Origin of the sequence: Vibrio sp. sp1 (assembly GCF_016920955.1) — a bacterium.
In the GTDB taxonomy this organism is placed as follows: domain Bacteria; phylum Pseudomonadota; class Gammaproteobacteria; order Enterobacterales; family Vibrionaceae; genus Vibrio; species Vibrio alginolyticus.
In genome coordinates, this window is the sequence record NZ_CP060590.1 from 1,737,639 (window position 1) to 1,763,227 (window position 25,589).

Here is a 25,589-nt window from a genome sequence, read left to right on the forward strand (position 1 = left end):
AATCTAACTCTTATTCCTAACGCATTCAGCTTTCTATGTCTTCAACTACGACAAGTACACAACCAACGCTTGCAAAACAATTATTTACGATGACCTGGCCAATGCTTTTTGGCGTTCTGTCTTTAATGAGCTTTCAGCTTGTGGATAGCGCGTTTATCGGTCAGCTCGGCGTTTTACCGTTAGCCGCTCAAGGTTTCACTCTGCCTTTGCAAATGGTCATTATCGGCATTCAAGTCGGTCTAGGGATCGCAACGACAGCGGTCATTTCTAAAGCTCTTGGGGCGAATGAAAGTCGGTATGCCAAACAACTGGGCGGATTAGTATTGATGATCGGCTCAATTGGTGTCGCTATTTTTGGCGGGCTAATTTGGCTTTTGCGCTACCCCATTTTAGCTCTATTAAGCGCTCCAGAATCTGTTATGCCGATAATCGACAGTTACTGGCCTTGGTGGTTATTAAGCTCATGGACTGGTGCGGTTTTGTATTTTTATTACAGTATCTGCCGAGCTAATGGCAATACAATGTTACCTGGCACAATGATGATGATAACCAGCGGCGTGAACCTTGTGCTCGATCCGCTATTTATTTTCACATTTGACTTGGGTATTAACGGAGCGGCAATAGCAACCATCGTCGCTTTTGGGTTTGGTATTTTAGTCGTCGCTCCTCGCGTGAAAAAGAATCACTGGGCAACGACACAATGGCAAGATCTTAACGTAGCCAAAAGTGTTGCATCTATCGGTAACATTATGGGCCCTGCGATGATTAGCCAACTGCTGCCACCGTTGTCTTCCATGCTAGCAACAAAATTATTGGCAAGCTTTGGAACCGCAGCAGTCGCCGCTTGGGCGCTTGGTTCACGCTATGAGTTCTTTGCTATCGTTTCGGTCTTGGCGCTGACAATGTCTATGCCTCCAATGGTTGGACGCTTACTTGGAGCAAAGAACTATGAAGATATCCAAAGGCTCGTCAGTATTGCCGTAAAATTCATTCTAGGTTTCCAACTTTTGATTGCTGCCATTACATTTGCCGTCGCAAACCCACTCGCATTATTGATGACAAGTGATGTGCAAGTGGAGCAAGTCTTGGAAATGCATTTACTGATAGTGCCGATCAGTTTGGGTTCATTAGGGGTTTGTATGCTAATGGTTTCTCTTTGTAATGCATTAGGCAAATCTTACACCGCGCTCACTATTTCAGCGCTGCGCTTGTTTGTCTTTTTCCTACCGTGCTTGTGGGTTGGCGCTCAAATGGATGGAATCCGAGGTTTACTCTTAGGCGCTTGTATCGGCAACCTGTTAGCTGGTGTTTCCGCATACCTAACCTATCGCCAAACCATACGCAAACTCGCAGGCGCTCAAGCCAACGCACAACAATGAATAATCAGAACTAAGCCCCTGAAGTGGGGCTTTATCGTTTTGACGCCTTGTCTAAGTTGAAATGTTAGCTAGGCGAGTTTTAATTCACTAAAGAGCTCAAATAACTGGTTCGATTTATACGGCTTAGGTAAATAAGCATCCATGCCTGCCGCAAAACAGTTGTGGATGTCTTCTTCCAAAACACTCGCAGTGAGTGCGATAATCATCGTTTTTTCACGTCCTGCTTTCTTTTCCCAACGACGAATTTCTTTCGTCGCGGTCAGTCCATCCATCACGGGCATCATGCAGTCCATTAAAATTGCATCGAATTCTTCTCCCTTTGTGATGGCTTCTAACGCTTCTTGGCCGTTGCTTGTTATCAAATAGTCATAACCTGCTTTATCCAGAAAAAAACTCGCTATTTTCTGGTTCATCAAATTATCCTCCGCAATTAAGATCCTCCGATGAGAGCGCGACGCTCGATATTCAGAGCTGACAACATTATTGGTGACATTGTCACTTGATATAGTCTTTTCAACCTTAGCTAAATCATCAATGACATGCTTAAATCGATTGCCAAGGAAAGGTAATGTGAGTACGGCATGTACTTTTTCTGCATTTTCGTAGGGAGTGGATAAATGATGCTGGCAAATAATCACACGGCGAAGATCGTAATTAAATGATAGATTATCCAAGACTTCATCGGTATTAGCGTCGTTACTGTGGCACAGAAATATGACATCAAAGTCATCATTTATCGCTTGCACTTCATTCACATTATTAACGCCAAAGAGATTGATTTTCGCTAAGCGACACTCTTTTAATATTTGGTCGGCGTAGTCGTAATTTGAGCAGATCAAAAGCCCTTTATTAATCACCTCCGAACGCCAGCCAAACACCGGAATTGCTTCAACCTCAATCGAGAATTCAAAGCATGTGCCCACTCCTTTTGTAGATGTTGCTACGAGCTTGCCCCCCATCATCGACACAAGCTGACAACAAATTGCCAAACCCAACCCTGTACCGCCAAATTGCCTCGACACTCCTTCATCTTCCTGAGTAAAGGGTTCAAAAATCGTGGTTAACTTATCTTGATCAATGCCTATTCCGGTATCTTCTACTTTAAACGTCAGCACTCCACGTTCTTTCTCAAGTAACTCTTCATAACTAACATCAACGCATACATGCCCACTTTCGGTAAACTTAACCGCATTCGATACCAGATTCGTAACTACCTGTTTGACACGATGATCATCGACCATCACGCGAATGGGGATATTTTCAGCTAAATTAATACCTAACTTTAGCTGTTTAGATGTTGCTTTGGATTGGAATAAAATCATCGACTGATACACGACTTCTCGGATATCCGCTTCTATTAGTGACAGCTCCAATCGTCCAGACTCGATTTTAGAGAGATCCAATATATCGTTAAGTAAAGTAAGCAGTGTTTGAGATGAGGAGTCAATGTCATCAACAACTTCTTGTTGATGCGAAGACAACTCACTTTGAGAGAGTATTTCTGTCATGCCCATGATCCCGTTAAGGGGCGTGCGTATTTCATGTGACATGTTGGCAAGAAACACAGATTTTGCACGATTAGCCGATACTGCTGACTCTTTTGCATGCAGTATTTCTTCAGTTTGTCTCTGCATTTCTTCAACCACTCGATTCACTTGCTGAGCAAAAATGGTCAGTTCATCACTTCCATCAACTTTGACTTTTGTTTGCTTCTCTTCGGAGTTGATCAACGCGTTTAAAGTATGAATGATCGCATCGAGTTTGCTGTTAACTCGGAACCAAGTACTAAATCCGAGCCAACAAAGCAGGATAACCACTAAGGCGACGCCAAAACTGATCATCGCTATATTGGCCTTTTGTTCATGAACCTGCGTGAGAAGCGACTGCTCAGTTTGTTTGGTGAACCCATCAATGAGCACTTGTAAGCGCTGCACACGAAAATCGAGTTCTTTTAAATACGCGGCGTAGTCACTTTGTGACATGTCTCCTGACATTAATTGTCCGCGAGACGCCAAGTTTCTCTGATATCTCGGCGAAGTAAACAAGCCAAGCAATTTATCCACTTGCTCGTATGACCCACCTAAGTTTAAAAACGCATCCAAATTTTGCTGCTGTCGGTCAATCGCCTGATAAAACATACTTTGACTTAGCCGACTCTTAGGGTCTTGGACTAAACGGTTCGTCAGCCAAGCTTCTTTCTGTGTCCAAAAAGAGAGCTGAGCAAGGTAGGCAATAAAATTTTGCATGCGAATGCCGTCGTCACTGCCATACCATTGATGATTTTGCAACAAAGAGCGCGACATATTTTGGAGCTGTTGAAATGCCCAATCACCCAGGTCGTCCATCTCACTCAATCTACCTGACAATACCCCCAGCATGGCTTCTTTCAGGTCATCAGCATACTCAGCAGTATTAGGGTTACTCACAAACTTTTGATGCAAAGAAGAAATAACTTCACCTTGTTCTTCAATATTAATGGCTGCAGAGACTTGAAGATCAGGCTGTCGGCGTACTTTCTCTATGGAGTAAATAAAGTGGGAGGCCTTGGATATCAATTGGAAACCTTGAATATTGCTAACCGTTTGATTGAGACGGCTCACGCGCAACGCATTATCAGAAAACTGCTGAACTGCAAACACCACTATTACCACAGCGGGTAATAGTGCGAGGAGTGCTAAGCGTGTTTTTATTGATAATCTCAACATCCATCAGCCTAATGGTTGATTTCATCCGTTTATTTAATATTAGACTAGTTTCTTGCATTGAAAGGCATATACGACATTGTTACTTTCAAACAACATTCACCTACCTAGATTATGGTTATTGTGAGTGTTTTATCATCGGCTAATGAAGTGGCAATTGTGATTCAAGTCATATTTTTTGATCTTAAAGTTGGATGCAAACAATAAAGTTTCACTCACAACTAAGAGTCGCATCACTTTTCAGGAAATCATCTATTGTATGTTTACCTATTGAGTTGCCTTATCGAGTTAAATCACACAAAAATGCAAAATATCCATTTTTGTCAACAAAAATAATTTGAAAGCAAACGTTATCATCGCAAAAAAAGTAAGTTACTTTCTAAATGTCAATACGTGAAAACCACTGCTTTAGTCACATTAATCCACCACTAACGTCCCCTTAAGTAGTGTTTTACACTGGATTTAATTTTCCTAGCAGAATAAGGACTCCGACCTTAGAATCCGCACACATAACTATTACAACCCGATTACATAACCCACCACACTCTTGCACGCTGCCGAAGAGGCAACAGCAGAGAGTATGGTTAGCCCCCAAAACGTGAAAGGTCTAATACAACAATGAGTCCAGAGAAATATCTCCAAGACTGGCAAACTAGCCAAACGATTGCTGAATCTATTTCCCCTCTAATTGGTAAGCTATATCGTCAAAAAGGAATCGAAGTGGTTCTGTTTGGTAAAACGCTTATTAATGCTACTACTATAGACATTCTCAAAACTCATCGCGTTGCAAGACGTTATACCGGTAACCCACTTTCGCTTGAGCACACGATGCCTATTATTCAAGCGCTTTGTGAAATGAGCATTTCTTCATGCCGTGTCGATGTTGGCCAATTGGCAACTATGTACTGGAATGAACATGACGATACAAGCTCTCTAAACGATTTCCTTATCACTGCACTTGATGGCGCTCGCGACGCAGATTCTTCATTGAAAGCGCGTGATGTGGTTCTTTACGGGTTCGGTCGCATTGGTCGACTACTTACTCGCCTTCTCATTGAGAAAAGTGGTCCAGGTTACCCACTAAGACTACGTGCGATTGTGGTTCGTGGCGGTAAAAAAGGCGATTTGGAGAAGCGTGCTAGCTTGTTGCGTCGTGACTCAGTTCACGGTCAGTTCAACGGTAGCATTGTTATCGATGAAGAGCGTAAAGCACTGATCGTTAACGGCAACTACATCCAAATCATCTACGCAAATAACCCAAGCGAAGTGGATTACTCAGCTTTCGGTATCAATAACGCGCTAGTTGTTGATAACACAGGTGTTTGGCGTGATTCTGAAGGCCTGAGCCAACACTTAGCGTGTAAAGGCGCAGAGAAAGTACTGCTAACAGCACCAGGTAAAGGTGACATCAAAAACGTTGTATTCGGTGTAAATGAGTCGGTAATTAAAGAAGATGACACCATCATCTCTGCGGCAAGCTGTACAACAAATGCAATCACGCCAGTCCTTAAGGCTCTGAACGATAAATATGGTGTTCTTTCTGGCCATATTGAAACCGTGCACTCATACACAAACGACCAAAATTTGATCGACAACTTCCACTCTGGTGACCGTCGCGGACGTAGTGCTTCACTAAACATGGTTCTGACTTCAACAGGTGCGGCAAAAGCAGTTGCTAAAGCATTGCCAGAGCTTGCAGGCAAGCTAACAGGCAACGCGATTCGCGTACCGACACCAAACGTATCTATGGCAGTCGCTAATCTAAACTTAGGTGAAGACGTAGACCGTGATTCACTGAACGATTACTTGCGTGAAATGGCGTTGAACTCTGAGCTTTCGGCACAGATTGACTACACCGATTCAACAGAAATTGTATCAACTGACTTAGTTGGTTCTCGTCATGCAGGCGTCGTAGATGGTCAAGCGACTATCGCACAAGACAAGCGTTGTGTACTTTACATCTGGTACGACAACGAATTCGGTTACAGCTGCCAAGTTGTGCACTGTATGGAACAAATGATGGGTGTTCGTTACCAAACATTCCCTCGATAGGTGAACTTTGCTCCACAACGTTAACCACATAGCGTAGCGGACAATATCTCATATTTGTTCTAAATAATAAGCGCCATGCGCATTACTAATATTTTTCCCCGTTTATACGCCTGATCACCCTCAGGCGTTTTTTCGTTTCATTCATTTGACACTCTCCGGACAAAGTGAACGTCAGCATTCATGTTTTGTTCATGTTCACAGCATTAATCTGAGCACATAAATTACAGAGAGGTCATGATTATGAATCGGATTATTGTAACTGCACTAGCACTGATTACCGGCTTTTTTACGTTAGTATTTAGCTTGATCATTGCGATTCCGTTGACCATCGCAGCATTAATTACCGGTAAACGTATTGAAAAGCGCGTAAAGAAAATGCAGAGAGAAATACACGAAGAATATGAATTTAATACAGGTAAAGCAGATGCGATTGAAGGTGAATTTGAAGAGGTTCGCCGGTAAGTAAATAAGATTTAGATGAGTTTCTCTCCCCCGACCGCTCCTGAGAAACTTCTTGCTTTCACCCTGTCCTTAAAATGGCAGGGTGCTTTTTTGAAAAGCACAATATTGAATAAACACCTAGCGGTTTATTGCTTTATCTTTTTATTGTAGGAGGCTGTGTAACCAGCCTCCCATAAATCACCATCGACACCAGAGTATGGGTTGGATTCTTTCGGAGCGCCGCTTAGGCAAGCATCTTTGCCTTCCTTCTTAATTTCATCGATGTGATTTAAAACAAAGTCAAAGTGTTTAGGATCAGCCTTTTGTAGTAACCCGTACAAAAGGCCAAAGCCAAGCATCGTAAATACAAACAGTTCAAAAAACACCCAAATGCTCTTTGTTGAAAAGAATATCCAGGCAACGCTGCAAACACTGGTCAAAATTACTACTAGAGCTAAATCTACTATTCTTTGCATATTGCTCTCACCTTCTAAACGGTCATGAAGTCTCTACCCCTTTCATAGGGTAAGTAAGAGGAAAGTCCGTTTTTATCCAATAAAGCACTCTCGACTTAATATGCGACACTGTTAGTATTAACGTTAAGTGGCTATCGTTCTCATTATAACAATGCGTTGGAAAGTAGCTTTCACAGCAAATGAGAATATGAACCAAAGTAACACTATTGATAATATTAATTTTAGCAACATTTAGCGTCAGAATTACGTAAATTGAGTAAGGGTTACTGAGAGTAGACAAAAAAGCAGCCACACGGGCTGCTTTTAGTATTTCTGTCTTGCGAGCTTGTCTATACCGTTACGACCACTCTAAGAGCCAGCAGCATGAGTACTACCCCTGACAAACGATCAATCAACACTGCCTTAGAGCGAATTCTGTCAACGACTTTAGAGCTCGATAGCACTAGGGTAATAAAGGTGTACCAAAGCCCATCCACAACAAACGGCGTGGCAACAATGATCATCTGATTACTCAAATCATTACCGAGCGCGACAAACTGACTGAATAATGCGATAAAAAACAAAGCAATTTTGGGACTTAAAATCGAGATAAAAAAGCCTTCTCGCGCAGACTGGATTACCGTTGTTTCCTCACCTGACTCCAACTTCGCAGCCACACCACCTTTTGAACGCAAAGCATTAAACCCTAAATACGCAAGATATGCCGCACCCACAAGGCTAATCGTCTTGAACAGCATCGGGCTTTGCTGCAAAACAACAGCGAGCCCAATCAAGGTAATAAACGCATATATACCAATGCCAAACGCATGAGCCCAAGCCGTAGCTAATCCATTGATACGTCCACCAGCCAACGAGTGCTTAGCGACAATAGCTAAGCTGGGACCTGGTGACATAGCCCCTAATAAACACACGGTAAAAAGTGATAACCAAACTGTTAGTGTCATAAGAATCTCCCCTCTTTGAAGCTCACTCTATCAACGGAAGAGGTATAATTAGAAATCAAAGTTATTCATACTAATCATGACTTCAAGTCATAGCTAAACGGTGTACGTATTAGCGAATGGAATATTCAGAGATTTGCATTACTGAGCGAATCTCTTCTCGCACCCATTTATGCGCAGGATCCGTGTCGTATTTGGGGTGCCACATTAACCAATATTGATGAATAGGTGTTTCGAGTGGTAATGCTTTATGGGTTAAGTCCCAATGCTTAGCGAGGTTAACGGCAATATGTTCAGGAGCCACCATCAGGTGCTCACTTGCAACTAAGCGATTGATCGCAGCAGAGAAGAATGGAACCTTAAAGGTAACGTGGCGGGTGTGCCCTAGCTCTTTCAATGCTAAATCAGTGTAGGAATCTTTGTCTCCGCCGCCAGTCACTTTGATGTGTGAATATGAAATCAAGTCTTCAATACTGATCTGGTCCTGCTTTGCTAAAGGATGAGAAGATTTCATCAAACAAACTGATGAGTCCTCACCAATTTTAACGCTCGACACACTCTGTGGTTTTTCTGGATACATAGAAGACGCGATATGGATGCCCGTCTCATGAAGTTTATCAAGAAAGTTGGGTTGCCACAGTCGATACGCCATATCCAACTGTGGCGCTTGTTCACCCAAGTGAGAGGCAATATCGGGCAATACGTATTGCGCCACGTAGTCACTAGAAGCAATAACAAGCTCACCTTGCCACTGCCGCGGCTCAAAAGGTTGGTCATCGAGTAAATGGTCAAACTCAGCCAGTAATGCATCAAGCTTTGATTTTAACGCTATTGCTCGTGGCGTTGGTATCAGTTGATTACCTTGACGAATAAGCAGTGGGTCACCACACAGATCGCGCAATTGTGCAAGCTGTCGACTGACGGCAGACTGCGTAATGTGCAAACGGTCTGCGGTCCGGCTGACATGACACTCCTCTAAAAGTACATGCAAGGATCTAAGTAGATTCAAATTAATGTTGTTTAACATATTCGCTCAGAAGGGTTTTCAACATGGCATCCATTCATGGTCACTTCACAAACAGGTTCCCAGTCGTGTTAAAGAATTCAGCTAAGACGGTATGAGTCATCAGGTTTCGAAGCTCTGGATATCGTTGAATTTGATCTCTGATTTCGTTCAAGCGAGCCATCGTAGGCACTTCGACAAAAACCATCATGTCCGTCTCACCGCTGATCGCATGACACCATTTTACGCCATCAATTTTGTATAATTCGTCCGCGTATGATTCGCAATAATACGTAGAGGTTGATTTATCGAACTTTAAGGCAAAATAGGCGCAAATCGAATCCCCACCCGAAGGCGCAATTTCAGCGTGATACCCTAGAATCACTTTGTCATGCTCTAGCTTACGAATACGGGCCGTTACCGCAGAACGAGAAAGGTTTACTTTATCCGCAATTTCAGTCACCGACAGCCGAGCGTTGTGCCTGAGCAGATCCACAATCTTATGATCAAACTTGTCCATACCGTTACCAAGCTTTCCTTATTTTTCTCATTCTATACCGATTCTAACTGCATAAGAAACCGACATTTTGTTGGAATTATTTAAAACAACCGTCATATTGACGGTTTAGTAAATCATTTTGTTATTAACATTTTGGATATGCTATTTGGCGGGCATGAGATGAGTGCTGTTATCCATTTCAACAGAAAATAGATAACACATTGAAATCAAATTCCCAACTTAAGTACTCAGCACATAAATAGCATCGCTTAAACACATAAAACGAAATAACCAGAAGCCACAAGCTTTTTCGTAATAAGCCTCATAACATTGGATGAATCAATTCGCATGGAAGAGCTCAAAAAAGACATTTCACTCACATCAGGTATCGCACAGTTATCCACCACATTAATGGGAACGGGGCTGTTTATGATCCCGGCTATCGCAGCAGGTATAGCTGGCCATTTTTCACTATGGGCTTGGATTTTATTGTTCATCGCGATTTGTCCTATTGCGCTGACTTTTGCTCAACTGGGTAAACGATACCCCAACGCGGGCGGAACAGCCTTTTTTGTACGCAAAGCCTTTAACGCCAAACTGGAAAGTAGTGTCGCTTGGCTATTTGTTAGTGTCATTCCGGTAGGGGTTCCGGCCGCGATTGCACTCGCCGCAGGCTTCCTACAACAAATATTGCCAGAGCCTATTAGCAACAATCTGTTTGCACAAGTTCTCACGGTAGTACTTCTTGTGTTCGTCAACTTGATGGGCACAAAATCATCAGGTCATTTACAAACTCTTATTGCTTTGAGTGTCTTCGCACTTGTTGGCGCATTTTTATGGAAAGGCGACGTTAACAGCGCCGATCTTGTGATGCCCGCCATCACACAAGAGTCAATTTGGCCTATTACCGCAGCGTTAGGCGTGATGTTCTGGTGTTTTGTTGGCATAGAGGCTTTTGCCCATATGGGGGAAGAGTTCAAAAACCCTCAAAGAGATTTCCCTATTGCCATTGTGGTCGGTTGTTTTGTAGCAGGGGCTACCTATTGGGCATGCTCTGTCGTTATTTTAAAATTTGGCGCGTATGGTAACGCTCAATTTGATAACGCATCCATCCCCTGGCTTAGTGCCCAACTACTAGGCGATGGAGCCAAATGGATAATCAGCTTGATAGGTTTCTCCGCTTGTTTCGCGAGCGTTAACTTATACACACAGAGCCTAGCGCGAATGGTCTGGGCTCAAGCTCGTGAACATCGTCCTTCTAGTCCACTAGCCAAGATTTCGCGTCGTGGTGTCCCTTTCTCAGCCACCATATTAGTTGGCGGTATATTATTGATATCTTGTGTGATAGGAACCCTATCACAGCTCGATCTGGAGTTTTTCCTAAAACTCGCAAACAGTGTATTCGTTCTGGTTTACATGTTGGCGATGTTAGCCGCTTTTAAATTGCTTCGAGGATTTGGTAAAACACTTGCGGGACTGTCCCTACTGCTTTGTACCGGTGTTTTTATATGTTTAGGCTGGTCAATGTTTTATGCACTTGGCATTTTTACTCTACTTTTACTGCCTTGGAAACAGTGGCGACATAAGCGACAAACACGTGTAGTTGAATAGTCATCGCTTCCCATTTCGAAATATGTGAGCTAAACGTTGGATACTAGCGTCTATGTTCTCTAACGCGATATTGCCGTAACCAAGCACGGCACCATGCCAGTGACGTGCTTGAAAATCTGGGTGTTCATAATAGCTCAAAGGTCGCAAGATGATCCCTTCATGCTCTGCCAGTTTTGTAAAACGCTGCTCATCCATACCGTCTTGCCATTTCAACGTAATATGAAGCCCCGCCGCTTGGCTAACGACGCAAACACGGTCGCCAAAATACTGTTGAATGGATAAATGCATCTGTTCATGCTTAGTTTTGTATAGTCGACGCATTTTTCGAATATGACGTAATAACCCACCTTCAGTAATAAAATCTGCCAATGCTTCTTGTGTATACGTCGGCGAATCACCAGTTAACGCGTCCTTAACCACTAAGCATTGCTCTACTAAACGTTCAGGAACTACAAGGTAGCCAAGCCGCAATCCGTTAAACATCACTTTACTGAAGGAACCCACATACAACACGCGATCATCTCGACCCATTTGAGCTGCTAGCCCCTGTAAACTGGTATAGGGACGATGAGCAAACTGAAATTCGCTGTCATAATCGTCCTCGATGATCCAACTTGATTGTTCGACCGCCCAGTTGATGATCTTTCCTCTTTGCTCGGTATTGAGTGTGGTGCCCATCGGATATTGATTACTTGGTGTAATATACAGCGCATCGGCATCGCTTGAGGTCACCGCTTCCACATCAAAACCTAATTTCTCTCTTACGAACAAAGGCTCAAATTGATAGTTTTGGAACTGAATCAACTTCCGCATTTGCGCGTAACCTGGTTGCTCCATCAGAACCTTATCACCTTGTTTGAGCACTACCATCGTCGCAATTGACAACGCTTGCTGCGCCCCGGAGGTAATAATAATGCGCTCTGGAGAACAATTCACTGAACGGCTTGATGCGAGGTAGTCAGCTAAAGCACAGCGCAATGCCCAACTACCCTGAATATCTTGATTACCCAGCAAGCAAGTACGAGACATATGGCGAGTGAGTAACTTTTGCCATTGCGCCATCGGAAATGCGTCCAAATCCGGTACACCCGGTGCAAATGCGCGGTTGATATCAAAGTGAGCTTTCGGTGATGAGTCTCTCTGAACTGAACTAGGTTCAGGCAAGTACTGCTCTGGCAGTTCTACGGCAACATAAAAACCAGAACCTTTTTGGCTGTTCAAGTACCCTTCCGCCACTAACTGTTCGTAGGCAGAAATCACGGTATTCCTACTTAGATTAAGCTCTTGTGAAAGCTTCCGCGTAGAAGGCAGCTTCCCATTCTTCATCCACAGTCCTTGAACAATTTTCTTGCGAATAGCAAAAAACAACGCTTGCTGACGCGTTCCATCACTGTCTTTTAAATGCAGGTCACCGATATCAATCAAAGACAAACTGGATCCATCCATTAGTTAAAAGTGGCTCTCTTTAAGCTACCAGTTAAACGCTACATTGCAATCAAAGAATGAGGTCAATCGCTCGTAATCGTGAGCAAACAAGGAGAGAAAATGCTATCCAACACCAATAGAACGGAAATTAAGAAAGGCGCACATAAAGCCGCCTCTGATGTTAGCAAACTGCACGCCATCATAGATGAAAGCCTAATCGCTCATATTGCGATAACCAACGAGTCAGGCCCTGTGGTCATCCCTATGCTGGCATGGCGTGTCGATGATTACGTGTATATCCATGGTGCCAACAACAGTCGACTGTTACGCTCACTCAAACAAGGAGTACAAACGTGCTTAACCTTTACTTTGTTTGATGGTTGGGTATTGGCTCGAAGTGCGTTTCACCACAGTGCGCATTATCGCAGTGCTGTGGTCTTTGGCCAGTTTGAGGTGGTGGAAGATAACCAAGAGAAAGACAGGTTGCTGAATCACTTTATTGAACAGATCGCTCCGGGGAGAACAGAACAAGTCCGTTTGAGTAATGAAAAAGAACTCAAAGCCACCATGCTGCTGCGTATTCCACTCACAGAAGCATCGGTGAAAATCAGCAATTTTGGCGTCAACGACGATGCGGAAGACATGGACATTCCTGTTTGGGCAGGTGTCCTACCCTACCGAACCGTCGTAGGTCCACTGCAAGCTTGTGACGATTTGTATGAAGGTATCGCAGAGCCAGACTACCGCAGTGCCTACTCTAACCGTTGGCAGGAATAAGCACCGTAAAACGTGCGCCGCCTAAGTGACTCTCGCCGACAGAAAGCTCCCACCCCAGTTGCCGCGCTGCACTGGTAGCGATGGCAAGCACTAAACCAAAGCCTTTCATGTCGGCGTTGCGGCTTTTGTCTAAGCGCGAAAATGGCATAAATACTTCTTCTCGCATCGCCTCAGGGATGCCCGGACCATCGTCCTCAATATCGATGCTCCAGCAATCCGCTACCGTTCGAATCGTCACCTCAACGCAGGACTCACCATAACGCTTGGCGTTTTGCAGTAAATTATCGAGGACGAGGTTACCCAAAGTAGGCTGAAAGTGAATCAATTGGTTCGCGAGTTCATTTTCTGCTCTCAACATGGCGGACTCTAAGCCTAGGTAATTCATGCGGCTTTTACACCAAAGTGGCAGTTCCATGGTTTCAACAGAATCGATCCATGAGTGGTTTTTCACACTCAAGCGAGACAGCATGACGATGTCGGATGTTAAATCCGTCACTACATCAACGTATCGTTCAATATCGTCATGTAACTCTGCCTGCATTTCACCACTCGTGCGTCGAGCTAAATCCGTCGCTAGCTGAATACGACTCAGCGGAGTGCGCACTTCATGAGGAATAGCTTGAGTAAAGATGTGTGTTTGGCGCACTCGTCTCTCAATCTCTTCAGACATGCAGTTGAAGCCTTGGGCGAGCTCTTTCACGGGTTGCGAAAATTGCTTTAGCTCGACTCGCGTATTCAACTCACCAGAACCAAATTGTTGTTGCGCAGCCGTTAGTTGCCGAATTTGGCGGTCAAGACGTCGTACAGGTATGTAAACCATAATGCCTAAACTGCATACAACAACCAAAAGTAGAGTAAGTATAAATACAATCTCAGAATCTTCATTCCAATCAACGTGTGGGCTAAAGAAATCCGTTTTTTCTTTGAAAACTAAACTCTTCGAAGTGTTAGGCAAAGGGAATACCGCAGCATAGGTACTGCCATCAATAAGATAAACAGGTATCCCTTGCATACGGTACAGCAGATTACAATCTCGACAAGGCGGTGATCCGTCCCAGTTTTCAACCAATGTTAAATCAAAGATAAAGAAATCTTGCTTGCCGTTTTCGGTTAACTTCTTGTAGAGAGAATCCGGAGTGCCTCGTTGCTCAATGTATTGATCGACAAAATAAGCACCGTCACTCAAAAAAACACCGACTTCTGTTTTGCGCATGTACTCTTCCCCCATAAAGAGAAACAAAGCAACAGTCAGCGCAAGGCCAGTTACTAACCCCACATATAGACGAGTAAACAGGGAAAACATGCGTCATTTACCTGTCAGCATGTAGCCGTGGTGACGTATGGTTTTAATGGTAGCCGTATGGATATGAGCCTTAGAGAATTTCTTCCTTAGTGAGGATATACGCATATCAATCGAACGATCAGTAATACAGTATTCAATGCCTCGGGCAAGACGGCAACATGATTCACGAGATACTGGCTTATCGACATTCAGCATCAGGAGCTCTAAAATTTCAAACTCAGAACTCGTTAAACCAATATCTTTTTGCAAATAAAATGCTTGGGAGCGACGAAGACAAAGACTAATGCCATATCGGCTCAGCTTTTCTTCTTCAACGATATCAACTTGACGACAATAGCGACGCAACGCTGCTTCAATACGGGCGAGAAGGATATTGCCTTTTATCGGTTTGGTAAGGTAATCATCAGCACCAAACTTAAATAAGCTCACCTCGCTCATTTCATCATCGGTCGCAGTCAAAACAATGATAATACCATGATAAAACTTACGCGCCTCTTGACATATTTCTGCGCCATTTTTTCCTGGTAACATCAAATCTAACAGCACTAGGTCCGGCTTGAGCCCCTTAATCGTTTCTAATGCATTTTGACCGTTATCGATGACAGTTACCGTATATCCTTCGGCTTCGAGGTACATTTTGGTTAATCGAGCAATCTCTGAGTCGTCTTCTACCAGTAAGATTGTATTACCCACCATGAATCATTTACTCCACCAATATGATGGAGGGAGTATATCGCTCGTCCTATACTGCGCAACCTACTTAAATGATAATTTTAATAAAACGCAGGCTTACATACGCTTACAAACCATACATATACGATAATCCTAATCATTCTATACCCCTAAAGCCATGCAATAACCTGAGGTTTTATTCATTATCAGAATATAGCTTCACATAGAAAATAAAATTCGGAATAAAAATCCACTATATTTTTAAATATATCGAATAATAGGTCTTACCAAAAAATAATATCAACATATATGACTTAGTTTGCTTATATAGACAGGACTTTATGTTGCTTCTAAGTTTCCTGCTCTAATAAAGTCTACGAGTAACATGAAATGAGATATTCCAAATTAACACCTTTAGCCATATTTTGCGCGATAAGTCTAACTGCTTGTGGCGGCAGTGAATCTAATTCGAAACCATCGACAACGACACCTCCAACACCACCAATGCCAACATTGAGCACTGTCACAATCCCAACTGTCGTTTCTACAAAGTTTCCAGCCAAGTTAAAAGTGGCTGCTGATTCGGGCTTCACCCACTATGTGAAAATCTCCCTTTCCGAAGCAAACAACAACGATACATTTCACATTGTGGCTGTTGATGACGGTGCGAATAATGAAAAAATCTTTCGTGCAGCCAAAATCATCCAACACCTTCTCACAAACCAACCAGACTCTAAGTACGGTGCTGACAAGTCTCGTATCGCTAAGACATTAGCCGAGCGTGATGCCACACTAATGCTGACCGAAAACGACGAACAGAATGATGAGATGTTAACCAAAATCTTTATCAACGAACTGATTCGCCAAGACAAACTGAACGACGCAGTTACAAACTCGGGCTTAGCACACTCTTTTGATACGAGTTCTCTAGAAAAGTTTGTTGTAAGCATGATGGTACTTAACGAAGATGATATGGATACACTTGTCACATCTATCGCGTCAACATTAGTAACTAGTAAAGAAACACCAAACTGGCTAAGGAATAGCCAATCTTTAATGTATCGAGAACTGACAGTTGAAGGCGATTGCCATTACATGAGTAATTTTGCCGATTACTGCGCCAATCTTGGCAAAAAAGCCGAACGAGACGCCGCTTTTGAAGAAATTTTACACTTGGTCCAAGCGCAAGGTATTGCACCTAACACGGCGACTGCGGCACTGCAAAATGACATTCAAGCTCATGCGTTAAGCATCTATAACGATATTCAATCGGGCAAACCGACGGTGTGGCGCCCTACTCAGTATGACTGGGACGATTGGAAATCGGACGACTTCGATCCTGAAAGTGTTAAAAAAACGGGCCCTTCATATTCTCACGAATATTTTGCTGCCGCTTTTGAAGCTTACATGGGTGTAGCAAAAGCAAACGGACATGGTTTAGATGGCTACCAAGCGTTAACGCGTGAAGAAATGCAAACCCAAGATCCACAAGCCGTTGATTGGATCAGTGGCTTATTCCACGGATACTTGCAATATACCGCGAATATCGACTCTGCGGGCGTCAAGCTCTACACAGAAAAGACAAATCCAGGCACAGTACCTACCTTCCGTATGGCTCCCAACAAAGACGGTTCGATAGAAGCGTACACCTACAAATCTCAGTGGCTAACAAAAGTGAAGATCATTGGCGACGACGCGATGAATGTGATCGGTAATGATCAAAACAATACTTTTGAAGGCAACAGCAAAGACAACAGCATTTATGGTGAAGGCGGTATCAACACCTATATCGTGCCACACAAACTGGCGGAATGTACTGTTATCAAAGCAAAGAGTGTTTCTGTTGAGTGCCCAAATACAGGCACTGACGAGTTGTACGACATTCAGAACATCCAATTCACCGACCAAACCCTAGATGTAACCAAGCTATAAACAATGAAAAACATGAAGAAACTTATTCTATTCGCTCCCTTGCTCCTTGTTGGTTGTGGTGGCCTAGCCGTCATGGATCGTACTGATGCCGTAAAAGCACAACCAGAAATGCTGATCAAAACCGACGGTGATTTTTGGGGATTCGGTGCAGATGGCCATTTTGATTTTGCTGGTAAGTACAAAGGCAAGTATTCACGCAGTGCTTCTAACTCAAGTTGGTTTAACCGTATCTCTTTCAAAGAAGGTTCAATGGGCGCAGAAGTGACTCGTATCGACAGCGGGGAAACTTGGCTTTTGAACTGCACCGGAGGCGGTATGTCGGTTAACTACATGGGCGTCGATTTTGGTGGGAATGATCCTTACACCTGTGACATTACTCAAGATGGTAAAAAAGTCGGTGAGTTTGCGATGGAGCCAAAATCCGCTCTCATCGACATCAGCTTTGAAAAAAAAGAGACAGGCGTAGTGCGTATTGGTAGCACCCACTTTAATGTAGAAACTGTACATACTAGTCCTGACGCCATGATGGCGGTAGACATTCCATTGGGTTATAGCTTTAAGGAAGGCACACAAGAAATTGCCGCAGTGCAGACGAACGGTACCATTGCGGTACAGATGCTCCCTGAACTTAGCGAACAAAAAAAGGATGTAATTGCCATCGGCGCTGTTGCAAGTGCACTAAGTTGGCGTCCTAAGAAATAGCCACCACATAAAACGACACAAAAAAATAACAAAGCCCTCAACTTTGAGGGCTTTTATTGCTTGTACTCATAGAGATAAGTGGAGCACTACTTCTCTAATCTTCCCGTATACTGCTTGGGCGTTAATCCACGATGTTTCTTAAACATACGATTGAAGCTCGCCACATTGGTGTAACCAAGGCGCGTGGCAATGTCATCAATACTCACGCGCTTACTCAACAAACCAGCTGCAATATTACTCAATACATAGCCAGAAACCGTCGAAAAATTGAGTCCTAATTTATGCAAACGACGTTGAAACTGCTGTTCAGATAAATCAAGCAGAGAAGAAACGCGCTCTAACGTTGGCAATCCATAATGGCTGCTGTAATTCACCACTTCATAAATCACTTTCAACTCATCTTCTGGGTCGGGCATATTAAGCAAATCATCCAAATCGGAAAAACTCATCGCTAGACGGTTGTCTTCTCGATGGCTCACTTGGCGAGAAGCTAGTCGGTCATCTCCCGGGATCCATATCTCTGTTTTTGGCTGACTCCATTCCACCTCGCAGCCGAAATATTCCCGGTATCTCTCAGTATTTTTTCTCGAGCCTGAAACCTTGACACGTAAAGGCTGGTAATCTTTGCCAAGAAATTCGCGTAACACCTTAATCATAAATACCGCACAGCGGATACTATCGTGCACCTTTACTGACGTTTCTATAAACGGGTTGTGGTAAGTCCATTTGATGATTTTACCCGACTGTTCGCCAGCAAAAAACGCCCCTGATTGTAGGTTGCTCACACCATAATTCACTCGCCGAATGGTACTGGCTAAATCATTGCCGGAGAATAACCAGCGTCCCACTGGCCCTAGCTTTTGCAGTTCAATACCTCGGCTGAGACTCAACACCACATCCGGGTCACCACTGGCTTGTTCAACACAACGGTACCATTCCGCAACGGCTTTTAGCGGGATCAGTGTCATTGGGTTACGAAACACCGATGCTGGGATCCCTAACTCATCCGAGTCCAAATTGTATTTAGATAACGCGAGGTTATGCATGTTTAGAATGCCCATCGCGCGAATAAACCGAACCGTTTTCATAACCAATCACATCAAATTTAATCCTGTAGTGATTGAATCTGTCACAAAGAAAGCCGCAAATCAAATTCAGATCACAATACGCCAACAGTTTGATAGAGGAGCGTTTAATGAGTTTACTGAGTGTCCCATTTGTCGGTACAGGCGCAGATACAGCGTTACATGTTGTTGCTGCTGTCGTTTTAATCGCGAGTGTCGCGGGCGCGTGTTACGGCTTTTGGAAAATCCATGAATTGCCTATCAATAAAGCACACAGCAAAGACCATCATCAGATAGGGCTCATCACTGCGCTGACCTGGATAGGGTTTGTCTGGCACTGGGTTTGGGTGCTAGCCGTGATCTTTGCATTTGTTGATATGGAAAAAGCCATCATCAATCTGCGTGATACATGGAAAAGTAAACCGCAAACAGAAACACAGCCAAAAGAGGAAGCATAATGTTAGAAGGTTTAGCGGTATGGGCTCTCTTCATCTATCTGCTGCGTTTGGTTGGCATGCCTTGGAACAAAGCAACCAAATCGTTCGCTTATCTTGGCGGTTTGAGTTGGCTGATGTTCGTCTGGGTAGGTTTGATTAACTTCACCCCGATGGATTTATCCGGCGGTTCTGTCGTGCAGTCACCACACATCCAATTGCGTCCAGATTCAACCAATGTAAAAGGTAAAGTTGACCACATTTACATTGAGCCGAATCAGCAAGTTAAAGAAGGTCAGCTCATTTATGAACTTGACCCAACGCAATACAAAATCGCATTAAATCAAGCGAACGTATCCGCTGATTCTGCTCGCGTTGCATTAGCTACAGCAAAAGGCGACATCGAGATTGAAGAAGCTAACCACGAAGCGCTAGTGCAAGATCTAGAAACATCAAAGAGCCAGTTGGAAGCGGCGAACGTTGACTACAAATTGCAGAAAAAAATGCTAGATCGTTATGTTGAGCAAAACCGAGTGGTGCACAACACCATCACGGAAAGCGATATCGACAAACAATCGAGTGCGGTTGATATGGCACGTCACAACGTGTTGACCCTTGAGTCTCAAATCAAGAAGAAACAAGTCGATATTTCCCGTGCAAAACTGGCGATTCATAAAGCGGAACTTGCAGTTGAAACCAAACAAGCCGAACTGCGCCAAGCTGAAGAGCAAATTGCAAAAGCGCAATGGGATTTGAATAGCACAAAAGTTCATGCCCCAACAGATGGCTTTGTCACCAACTTTATCCTGCGTGAAGGTCAGCGTGTATCGATGATGCCGCGTATCAACATGTACACTAACGAGAAGTATGTGCTGATGCGGGTCAACCATCAGGCGATTCGTAACATTAAACCGGGTCAGCCAGCGGAATTCTCTTCGTCCGTTTACCCAGGTAAGATCTTCTCAGCGACCGTCGAAGGCATTGTTGAAGCAACAGGTGAGTCACAAGGTAATCTACTGGGTTTCGATGATTCCGTACGTGTCACCACTGGAAAGAACTTACAGAACAAACACCACTTTGTTCGTCTTAAGATTGATGAGCCAGAAGGCTACGACATCCCTGTTGGCTCTGTTGGCCTCGCATGGGTCAGCGGTGAAAAACCGATAGGCTTCATGGCCTTCTTAGATGTGATTCGCGGGATCATCATCCGAATGAAGTCTCAACTGTACTTCTTCTACTCTATCTAAACTCGCAAACCGCCAGTTACGCTGGCGGTTTTCTTTTCATTTGTATCCAAACATATCCTTTTCCCGTATAACAATTAGTTAGTAAATAGCGGAGAAGATTCATGTCGGTAAAGGAAAGAAGCCTACCTACCCATCGCATCTCAAGATTCAGCAAGTTCGCTTCACTTGCTACCCGTGTCGCAGGCAATGTGATTGCAGAAGGCACGAAGCAGATAGCCAAAGGCAACAAACCAAAAGCGAAAGACCTCTTGCTGACGCCACAGAACATCGCGCGTTTAACCGACCAACTTGCTCACCTGCGTGGCGCTGCAATGAAGCTTGGTCAAATGCTATCAATGGATGCTGGTGATGTTTTAGAACCTGAACTTGCCGATATTCTTTCCCGTCTTCGTTCCAACGCAGACCCAATGCCTGCAAAACAACTCAACGCAGTAATGGAAAGTTCGCTGGGAACGAATTGGAAAGCTGAGTTTCTGTCATTTAACTTCAAACCAATCGCCAGTGCATCAATAGGACAAGTGCACCAAGCTTACAGCGATGCGGGCGATAACCTAGCCGTCAAAGTGCAATATCCGGGCATACGGAAAAGTATCGATAGCGACGTCGATAATGTCGGTACACTGCTCAAGGTCGTTGGGTTGATTCCCGAGTCTGTCGACTACAAAGGATTGCTCGAAGAAGCGAAAAAGCAGCTACATGACGAGGCCGATTACGCACGAGAGGCACAATTTGCCATTCGTTATCATGACGCTTTGAAGGAGCACCCTCATTTTGTCGTACCGAAGATTCATACTGAAAGTTGCTCAGACTCCGTTCTCGCGATGGAATTCATTGATGGTAGCCCGATTGAGCAAATCGAACATTATGATCAGAGTACACGGGATTTTGTCATGCACAGCCTACTCGAATTACTGTTCAGGGAGCTGTTCGAATTTAAGATGGTACAAACCGACCCAAACTTCGCCAACTACTTATATATCGAAAACACTCGTCAAATCGGCTTGCTAGATTTCGGGGCGACCCGCGAATACAGCGAACGGTTCAGTACCGGCTATCGCCAAGCTTTTGCGTCTGTCGTGAATAATGACGAACAAGGCTTAAATGATGCGCTTGAACAAATAGGCTTCTTCAGCCAAACCATCCTTCCAGACCAGCGCCAAGCGATTCTCGATCTAGTGAAAATGGCATGTGAACCGATGTTAGTTGATGAGCCTTATGACTTTAAAGCCAGTGGCTTAGCACAAAAGCTTCGCGAAGCTGGCACTATTTTAAGCATGGAACAAGAATACTGGCATACTCCACCAGCAGATGCCCTATTTTTGCACAGAAAAATAGGCGGAATGTACTTGCTGGCAGCCCGTATTGGCGCAAAAGTGAACATTCGCCAATTGGTACAGCCATATCTCACCATCAACAGCAAATAGCCTATTGTTTTTCTGTTACTTTCAAGTACCTTGAGCAAGGTTAAGATGCATAGTTGTGCATCTCAATAACATGCCATACTTCCATAAAACGAATTAACTATCGGGGTACTCGGTGAGCAAGTTTCAAGATCTCTCCACTCTAATCCAGCAAATTGGCCAAGCCGAAGAAGCGGATCAAGTCGCAACGCTCAATGAATCTATTGAAGCGGGCCTCGAGCCCGGCGCGGTTGCCCTGATTCTAGAAGCATTTCCAATCGACGATCGTGTTCGCTTATGGCGAGCTTTACCACTAGAGCTACATATCGACGTGTTAACGGAAATGCGTGCGGACGTACGTTTCTCTATCATCAATGCGTTATCTGAAGTCGAGCTAAAGCTCACTCTCGCTAAACTCGACAACTTGTCGCTCATCGAATGGGCCGATTCGTTGCCAGAGTCGATCATCAACGAAGCGCTCTCGTTGATAGAAAAAGATGAGTTGGAACTTTACGATCAAGCAAACGAGTATGCTGATGAAGAACTCGGCCACTGGGCTGAACGTAAGATCATCACCCTGCCCTTCAACATTACGATTGGGACAGCTAAGCAGTTAATGGAGCGCTATAGCTACGACACGCCTCAACAGGTGTATCTGATTAATCGTAATAAACAGTATCGTGGAACGGTCAACTACTTCGATATCTTACGTGGTGACCCCGATACTCGCTTAAAAACACTCGTTATTGAGGCTGTGACGGTTCTAGACAGTAAAATGATGCTTCCTGAAGCGGTAGAGGCATTAGAACACAGCACACTGCCCGCTCTCCCTGTAACTGATGCAGACCAAACACTGATCGGTGAAGTCGATTGGCAGTTTGCATTGAGTACACAGCGTGAAATCTACGAAGCACGTTTGATGGCCGGTACAGGTATGGATGAAGGCGATGACTTGTTTGCGCCAGTATTAAAAAGCTCGCAAAAGCGCGGTGTTTGGTTAGGCATCAATTTGCTTACTGCGATTTTGGCGTCTGTCACTATCGGACTATTTGAAGATGTAATTGCGCAGGTGGTGGCTTTGGCGGTGCTCATGCCAATTGTTGCATCCATGGGGGGCATTGCTGGCAGCCAAACGCTCACTCTAATGATTCGTGCGATGGCGCTTAATCAGATCACCCCAGGTAACCGTTTCAAGCTATTGAAAAATGAGTTGGGTATTGGCTCTCTGAACGGCATTGCTTGGGCGTTAATCATCGGCGGGCTCGCCGGATTGTGGTTTCAATCTCCGGTTCTAGGTGGGACCATCGCGCTGGCCATTATCGTCAATATTATTACCGCAGCTTTATTTGGTGTGCTGATTCCCATCATTCTGGATAAGTTTAAATTGGACCCCGCTTTGGCTGGCTCGGTGATTCTAACAACAGTGACAGATGTAGTTGGTTTTTTCGCCTTTTTAGGAACGGCGAGTTTAGTCATGCTTTAAAAGGTTCATTGTTTATTAATCAATCATTAGCATAATAGAGTCAAATTGCATAACGCAGTTGCAAATTGCAAACACACTCAAACTTTAAGCAACGCATGTCACAGAAACTACGTATTTTAGGGCATATTAAAGTTGGCACAGTAACTGCATTATATAAATCGACCCTTCTTAAGCCGAGGGTCACCTAGCCAACTGACGTTGTTAGTGAACTTGATTTTGTTCACATGTATATAAGCCAATCGCACTCTTTGCGGTTGGCTATTTTTTTATGTGGCTATTGCTCTCTCATCCTCTGACCGAGCTCGGTTGTACTTTTTTTGCCCACAACAGATTGTTTACTGTTTATAAAATTCAAATATTTGCCCACTAAACCATTAGAAATACTAGTTTCAACAAAAATAAATCACCTACACAAAATAAAACCAAGAAAGCACACCCAAGAAAAGAACAAATAACGTCCAAACCAAAAATCTCATCATGAAAACGTTTTCTTTTCATAGAAATCGACTGAACAATCCAGAGTTATAGATAAATTTAATCCATAAAAACAAATAGCAATTAAAAACATTCATTTTACATAGAAAACCTGTCTATAAATCATAAAAAATACGTAAAACCAATCTTTTCAATTTTACAAATTAAAAACTAAGTCATTGTTATTAAAGGAAAAAACAAACAAAAAAACTAAGCAAACGTTTAAATTGCAATTTTATCATTGACTATTAAATTTACATCACGATAATACGCGCCGTTTGCCTGAAAATCAGGTGCTATAATTTAATGTTTAAATGTGCGGAGGTAATAATGGCTGGAGACAATAACTACAGTCTTGGACCAGTTCCCAACACGGCCAGAAAAGGCGTGGCGTCACTAACCATGGTGATGTTAGGACTCACTTTTTTCTCCGCAAGTATGTGGACTGGGGGTTCTCTCGGTACTGGGCTCTCCTTTAATGATTTTTTCCTCGCTGTTCTCATCGGTAACCTAATCCTCGGTATTTACACTTCTTTCCTCGGTTACATCGGCGCTTCTACTGGTCTCTCTACTCACCTTCTTGCTCGTTTCTCTTTTGGTTCTAAAGGCTCTTGGCTTCCTTCTGCTCTTCTTGGCGGTACTCAAGTTGGGTGGTTTGGAGTTGGTGTCGCGATGTTTGCGATTCCGGTGCACAAAGCAACGGGCATCGATACCAATACTTTGATCCTCGTCTCCGGTTTGCTCATGACCGCGACCGTTTACTTTGGCATCTCCGCACTGATGGTGTTGTCAGCAATCGCCGTTCCTGCCATTGCACTACTTGGCGGCTACTCTGTCATCGAGGCAGTAAATAGCGTTGGTGGTATTGGCGAACTACAACAAGTTCAACCAACCGAGCCACTCGATTTTTCAATAGCTCTCGCGATGGTTGTCGGCTCTTTTGTCAGTGCTGGTACATTAACGGCGGATTTCGTACGCTTTGGTAAAAAGCCGCGCAGCGCCGTGATGATCACCATGGTGGCATTTTTCATCGGTAACTCGTTAATGTTTATCTTTGGCGCGGCAGGTGCGTCGGTGACGGGTCAATCAGACATTTCTGAAGTGATGATCGCGCAAGGTCTTCTTATTCCAGCTATCATCGTTCTTGGCTTGAACATCTGGACGACCAACGACAACGCGCTCTACGCATCGGGTCTTGGATTTTCCAACATCACAGGCTTACCAAGTAAATACATCTCAATGGCGAACGGTCTTGTTGGCACACTTTGCGCTCTCTGGCTCTACAATAACTTTGTTGGCTGGCTGACCTTCTTATCGTTGGCAATTCCACCGATTGGCGGTGTGATCATCGCTGACTTCTTCACGAACCGTAAACGCTACGCAAACTTTGAAGCCGCCCAATTCCAAAACGTTAACTGGGCTGGCATTATAGCTGTCGTGATTGGCGTTGGTCCGGGACACTTCCTGCCTGGCGTAGTGCCGATTAACGCTGTACTTGGCGGCGCAATTAGCTTCCTGATTCTTAATCCTATTCTTAACAAAAAAGCACTGGCTACACAGCCAGCGTAAGGA

At 44.0% G+C, this 25,589-nt stretch carries 21 protein-coding genes; 12 read left to right on the forward strand and 9 right to left on the reverse strand.

Annotated features, from left to right (window positions below; translation table 11 throughout):
- The first annotated feature begins 35 nt into the window (after window positions 1-35).
- Window positions 36-1,379: an MATE family efflux transporter gene (locus H9L11_RS23040; RefSeq protein ID WP_025767935.1), complete on the forward strand. Its 1,344-nt coding sequence runs from the start codon at window positions 36-38 to the stop codon at window positions 1,377-1,379.
- Window positions 1,380-1,447: 68 nt separating this feature from the next.
- Here H9L11_RS23040 and H9L11_RS23045 read toward each other — a convergent pair whose 3' ends face one another.
- Window positions 1,448-4,084 (reverse strand): ATP-binding protein, encoded by a 2,637-nt coding sequence (locus tag H9L11_RS23045; RefSeq protein WP_064369364.1) that lies wholly within the window; start codon window positions 4,082-4,084, stop codon window positions 1,448-1,450.
- A 615-nt stretch (window positions 4,085-4,699) separates the two neighbouring features.
- On the opposite strand from H9L11_RS23045, the gene H9L11_RS23050 reads away from it, so the two are divergent.
- Both H9L11_RS23050 and H9L11_RS23055 read left to right on the forward strand, forming a co-directional pair.
- Window positions 4,700-6,133 (forward strand): glyceraldehyde-3-phosphate dehydrogenase, encoded by a 1,434-nt coding sequence (locus H9L11_RS23050; protein ID WP_025767937.1) that lies wholly within the window; start codon window positions 4,700-4,702, stop codon window positions 6,131-6,133.
- Window positions 6,134-6,373: 240 nt separating this feature from the next.
- A complete protein-coding gene (locus tag H9L11_RS23055; protein ID WP_104976599.1) occupies window positions 6,374-6,595 on the forward strand; it encodes a hypothetical protein in 222 nt (73 codons plus the stop codon).
- Between the two features lie 125 nt (window positions 6,596-6,720).
- Here H9L11_RS23055 and H9L11_RS23060 read toward each other — a convergent pair whose 3' ends face one another.
- The 4 genes from H9L11_RS23060 to H9L11_RS23075 all read right to left on the reverse strand — a co-directional run bounded on the left by H9L11_RS23060 (window position 6,721) and on the right by H9L11_RS23075 (window position 9,514).
- Complete coding sequence (locus H9L11_RS23060) at window positions 6,721-7,050, reverse strand: hypothetical protein (protein WP_169628906.1); 330 nt, start codon at window positions 7,048-7,050, stop codon at window positions 6,721-6,723.
- Window positions 7,051-7,379: 329 nt separating this feature from the next.
- The gene (locus H9L11_RS23065; protein WP_005373611.1) at window positions 7,380-7,994 is read right to left on the reverse strand and encodes a LysE family translocator; all 615 of its coding nucleotides are present in this window, start codon (window positions 7,992-7,994) and stop codon (window positions 7,380-7,382) included.
- A gap of 109 nt (window positions 7,995-8,103) precedes the next feature.
- A complete protein-coding gene (locus H9L11_RS23070) occupies window positions 8,104-9,018 on the reverse strand; it encodes a LysR family transcriptional regulator (protein ID WP_017819875.1) in 915 nt (304 codons plus the stop codon).
- A 40-nt stretch (window positions 9,019-9,058) separates the two neighbouring features.
- On the reverse strand, window positions 9,059-9,514 hold the full coding sequence (locus H9L11_RS23075) for an Lrp/AsnC family transcriptional regulator (protein WP_005373615.1): 456 nt from the start codon (window positions 9,512-9,514) through the stop codon (window positions 9,059-9,061).
- Window positions 9,515-9,841: 327 nt separating this feature from the next.
- Between H9L11_RS23075 and yjeH the strand changes: the two genes are divergently transcribed.
- Window positions 9,842-11,104, forward strand: a complete 1,263-nt coding sequence (yjeH, locus tag H9L11_RS23080; RefSeq protein ID WP_017635168.1) for an L-methionine/branched-chain amino acid transporter — start codon at window positions 9,842-9,844, stop codon at window positions 11,102-11,104.
- Here the strand turns inward: yjeH and H9L11_RS23085 are convergent, their stop codons facing one another.
- On the reverse strand, window positions 11,105-12,550 hold the full coding sequence (locus tag H9L11_RS23085) for a PLP-dependent aminotransferase family protein (RefSeq protein ID WP_205391225.1): 1,446 nt from the start codon (window positions 12,548-12,550) through the stop codon (window positions 11,105-11,107).
- A gap of 99 nt (window positions 12,551-12,649) precedes the next feature.
- On the opposite strand from H9L11_RS23085, the gene H9L11_RS23090 reads away from it, so the two are divergent.
- A complete protein-coding gene (locus H9L11_RS23090; RefSeq protein ID WP_136976705.1) occupies window positions 12,650-13,306 on the forward strand; it encodes a pyridoxamine 5'-phosphate oxidase family protein in 657 nt (218 codons plus the stop codon).
- On the opposite strand, the gene H9L11_RS23095 is transcribed toward H9L11_RS23090, so the two are convergent.
- Window positions 13,287-14,609, reverse strand: coding sequence for an ATP-binding protein (locus H9L11_RS23095; RefSeq protein ID WP_205391226.1), 1,323 nt, complete (start codon window positions 14,607-14,609; stop codon window positions 13,287-13,289). The two genes, H9L11_RS23090 and H9L11_RS23095, sit on opposite strands and share 20 nt — an antisense overlap.
- Before the next feature lie 3 nt (window positions 14,610-14,612).
- The gene (locus H9L11_RS23100; protein ID WP_005373624.1) at window positions 14,613-15,305 is read right to left on the reverse strand and encodes a response regulator transcription factor; all 693 of its coding nucleotides are present in this window, start codon (window positions 15,303-15,305) and stop codon (window positions 14,613-14,615) included.
- Between the two features lie 366 nt (window positions 15,306-15,671).
- Here H9L11_RS23100 and H9L11_RS23105 point away from each other — a divergent pair, with 366 nt between their 5' ends.
- Both H9L11_RS23105 and H9L11_RS23110 read left to right on the forward strand, forming a co-directional pair.
- Window positions 15,672-17,213, forward strand: coding sequence for a hypothetical protein (locus H9L11_RS23105; protein WP_025767940.1), 1,542 nt, complete (start codon window positions 15,672-15,674; stop codon window positions 17,211-17,213).
- Window positions 17,214-17,225: 12 nt separating this feature from the next.
- Window positions 17,226-17,915 (forward strand): hypothetical protein, encoded by a 690-nt coding sequence (locus tag H9L11_RS23110; protein WP_080276951.1) that lies wholly within the window; start codon window positions 17,226-17,228, stop codon window positions 17,913-17,915.
- A gap of 86 nt (window positions 17,916-18,001) precedes the next feature.
- On the opposite strand, the gene H9L11_RS23115 is transcribed toward H9L11_RS23110, so the two are convergent.
- Window positions 18,002-19,003, reverse strand: a complete 1,002-nt coding sequence (locus tag H9L11_RS23115) for an AraC family transcriptional regulator (RefSeq protein ID WP_054574582.1) — start codon at window positions 19,001-19,003, stop codon at window positions 18,002-18,004.
- A 107-nt stretch (window positions 19,004-19,110) separates the two neighbouring features.
- On the opposite strand from H9L11_RS23115, the gene H9L11_RS23120 reads away from it, so the two are divergent.
- The 5 genes from H9L11_RS23120 to codB all read left to right on the forward strand — a co-directional run bounded on the left by H9L11_RS23120 (window position 19,111) and on the right by codB (window position 25,586).
- Window positions 19,111-19,437 carry an MFS transporter gene (locus H9L11_RS23120; protein WP_017635162.1) on the forward strand — a complete coding sequence of 109 codons (327 nt, stop codon included), beginning with the start codon at window positions 19,111-19,113 and terminating at the stop codon, window positions 19,435-19,437.
- Complete coding sequence (locus H9L11_RS23125; protein WP_191115787.1) at window positions 19,437-20,660, forward strand: biotin/lipoyl-binding protein; 1,224 nt, start codon at window positions 19,437-19,439, stop codon at window positions 20,658-20,660. Before H9L11_RS23120 ends, H9L11_RS23125 begins: the two co-directional genes overlap by 1 nt.
- Window positions 20,661-20,761: 101 nt before the next feature.
- Entirely contained in the window at window positions 20,762-22,084 is a 1,323-nt protein-coding gene (locus H9L11_RS23130; protein ID WP_085569157.1) for an AarF/ABC1/UbiB kinase family protein, read from the forward strand.
- 112 nt (window positions 22,085-22,196) lie between these two features.
- On the forward strand, window positions 22,197-23,543 hold the full coding sequence (locus H9L11_RS23135; protein ID WP_005373641.1) for a magnesium transporter: 1,347 nt from the start codon (window positions 22,197-22,199) through the stop codon (window positions 23,541-23,543).
- A gap of 804 nt (window positions 23,544-24,347) precedes the next feature.
- Window positions 24,348-25,586: a cytosine permease gene (gene codB / locus H9L11_RS23140; protein ID WP_205391227.1), complete on the forward strand. Its 1,239-nt coding sequence runs from the start codon at window positions 24,348-24,350 to the stop codon at window positions 25,584-25,586.
- The last annotated feature ends 3 nt before the right edge of the window (window positions 25,587-25,589 follow it).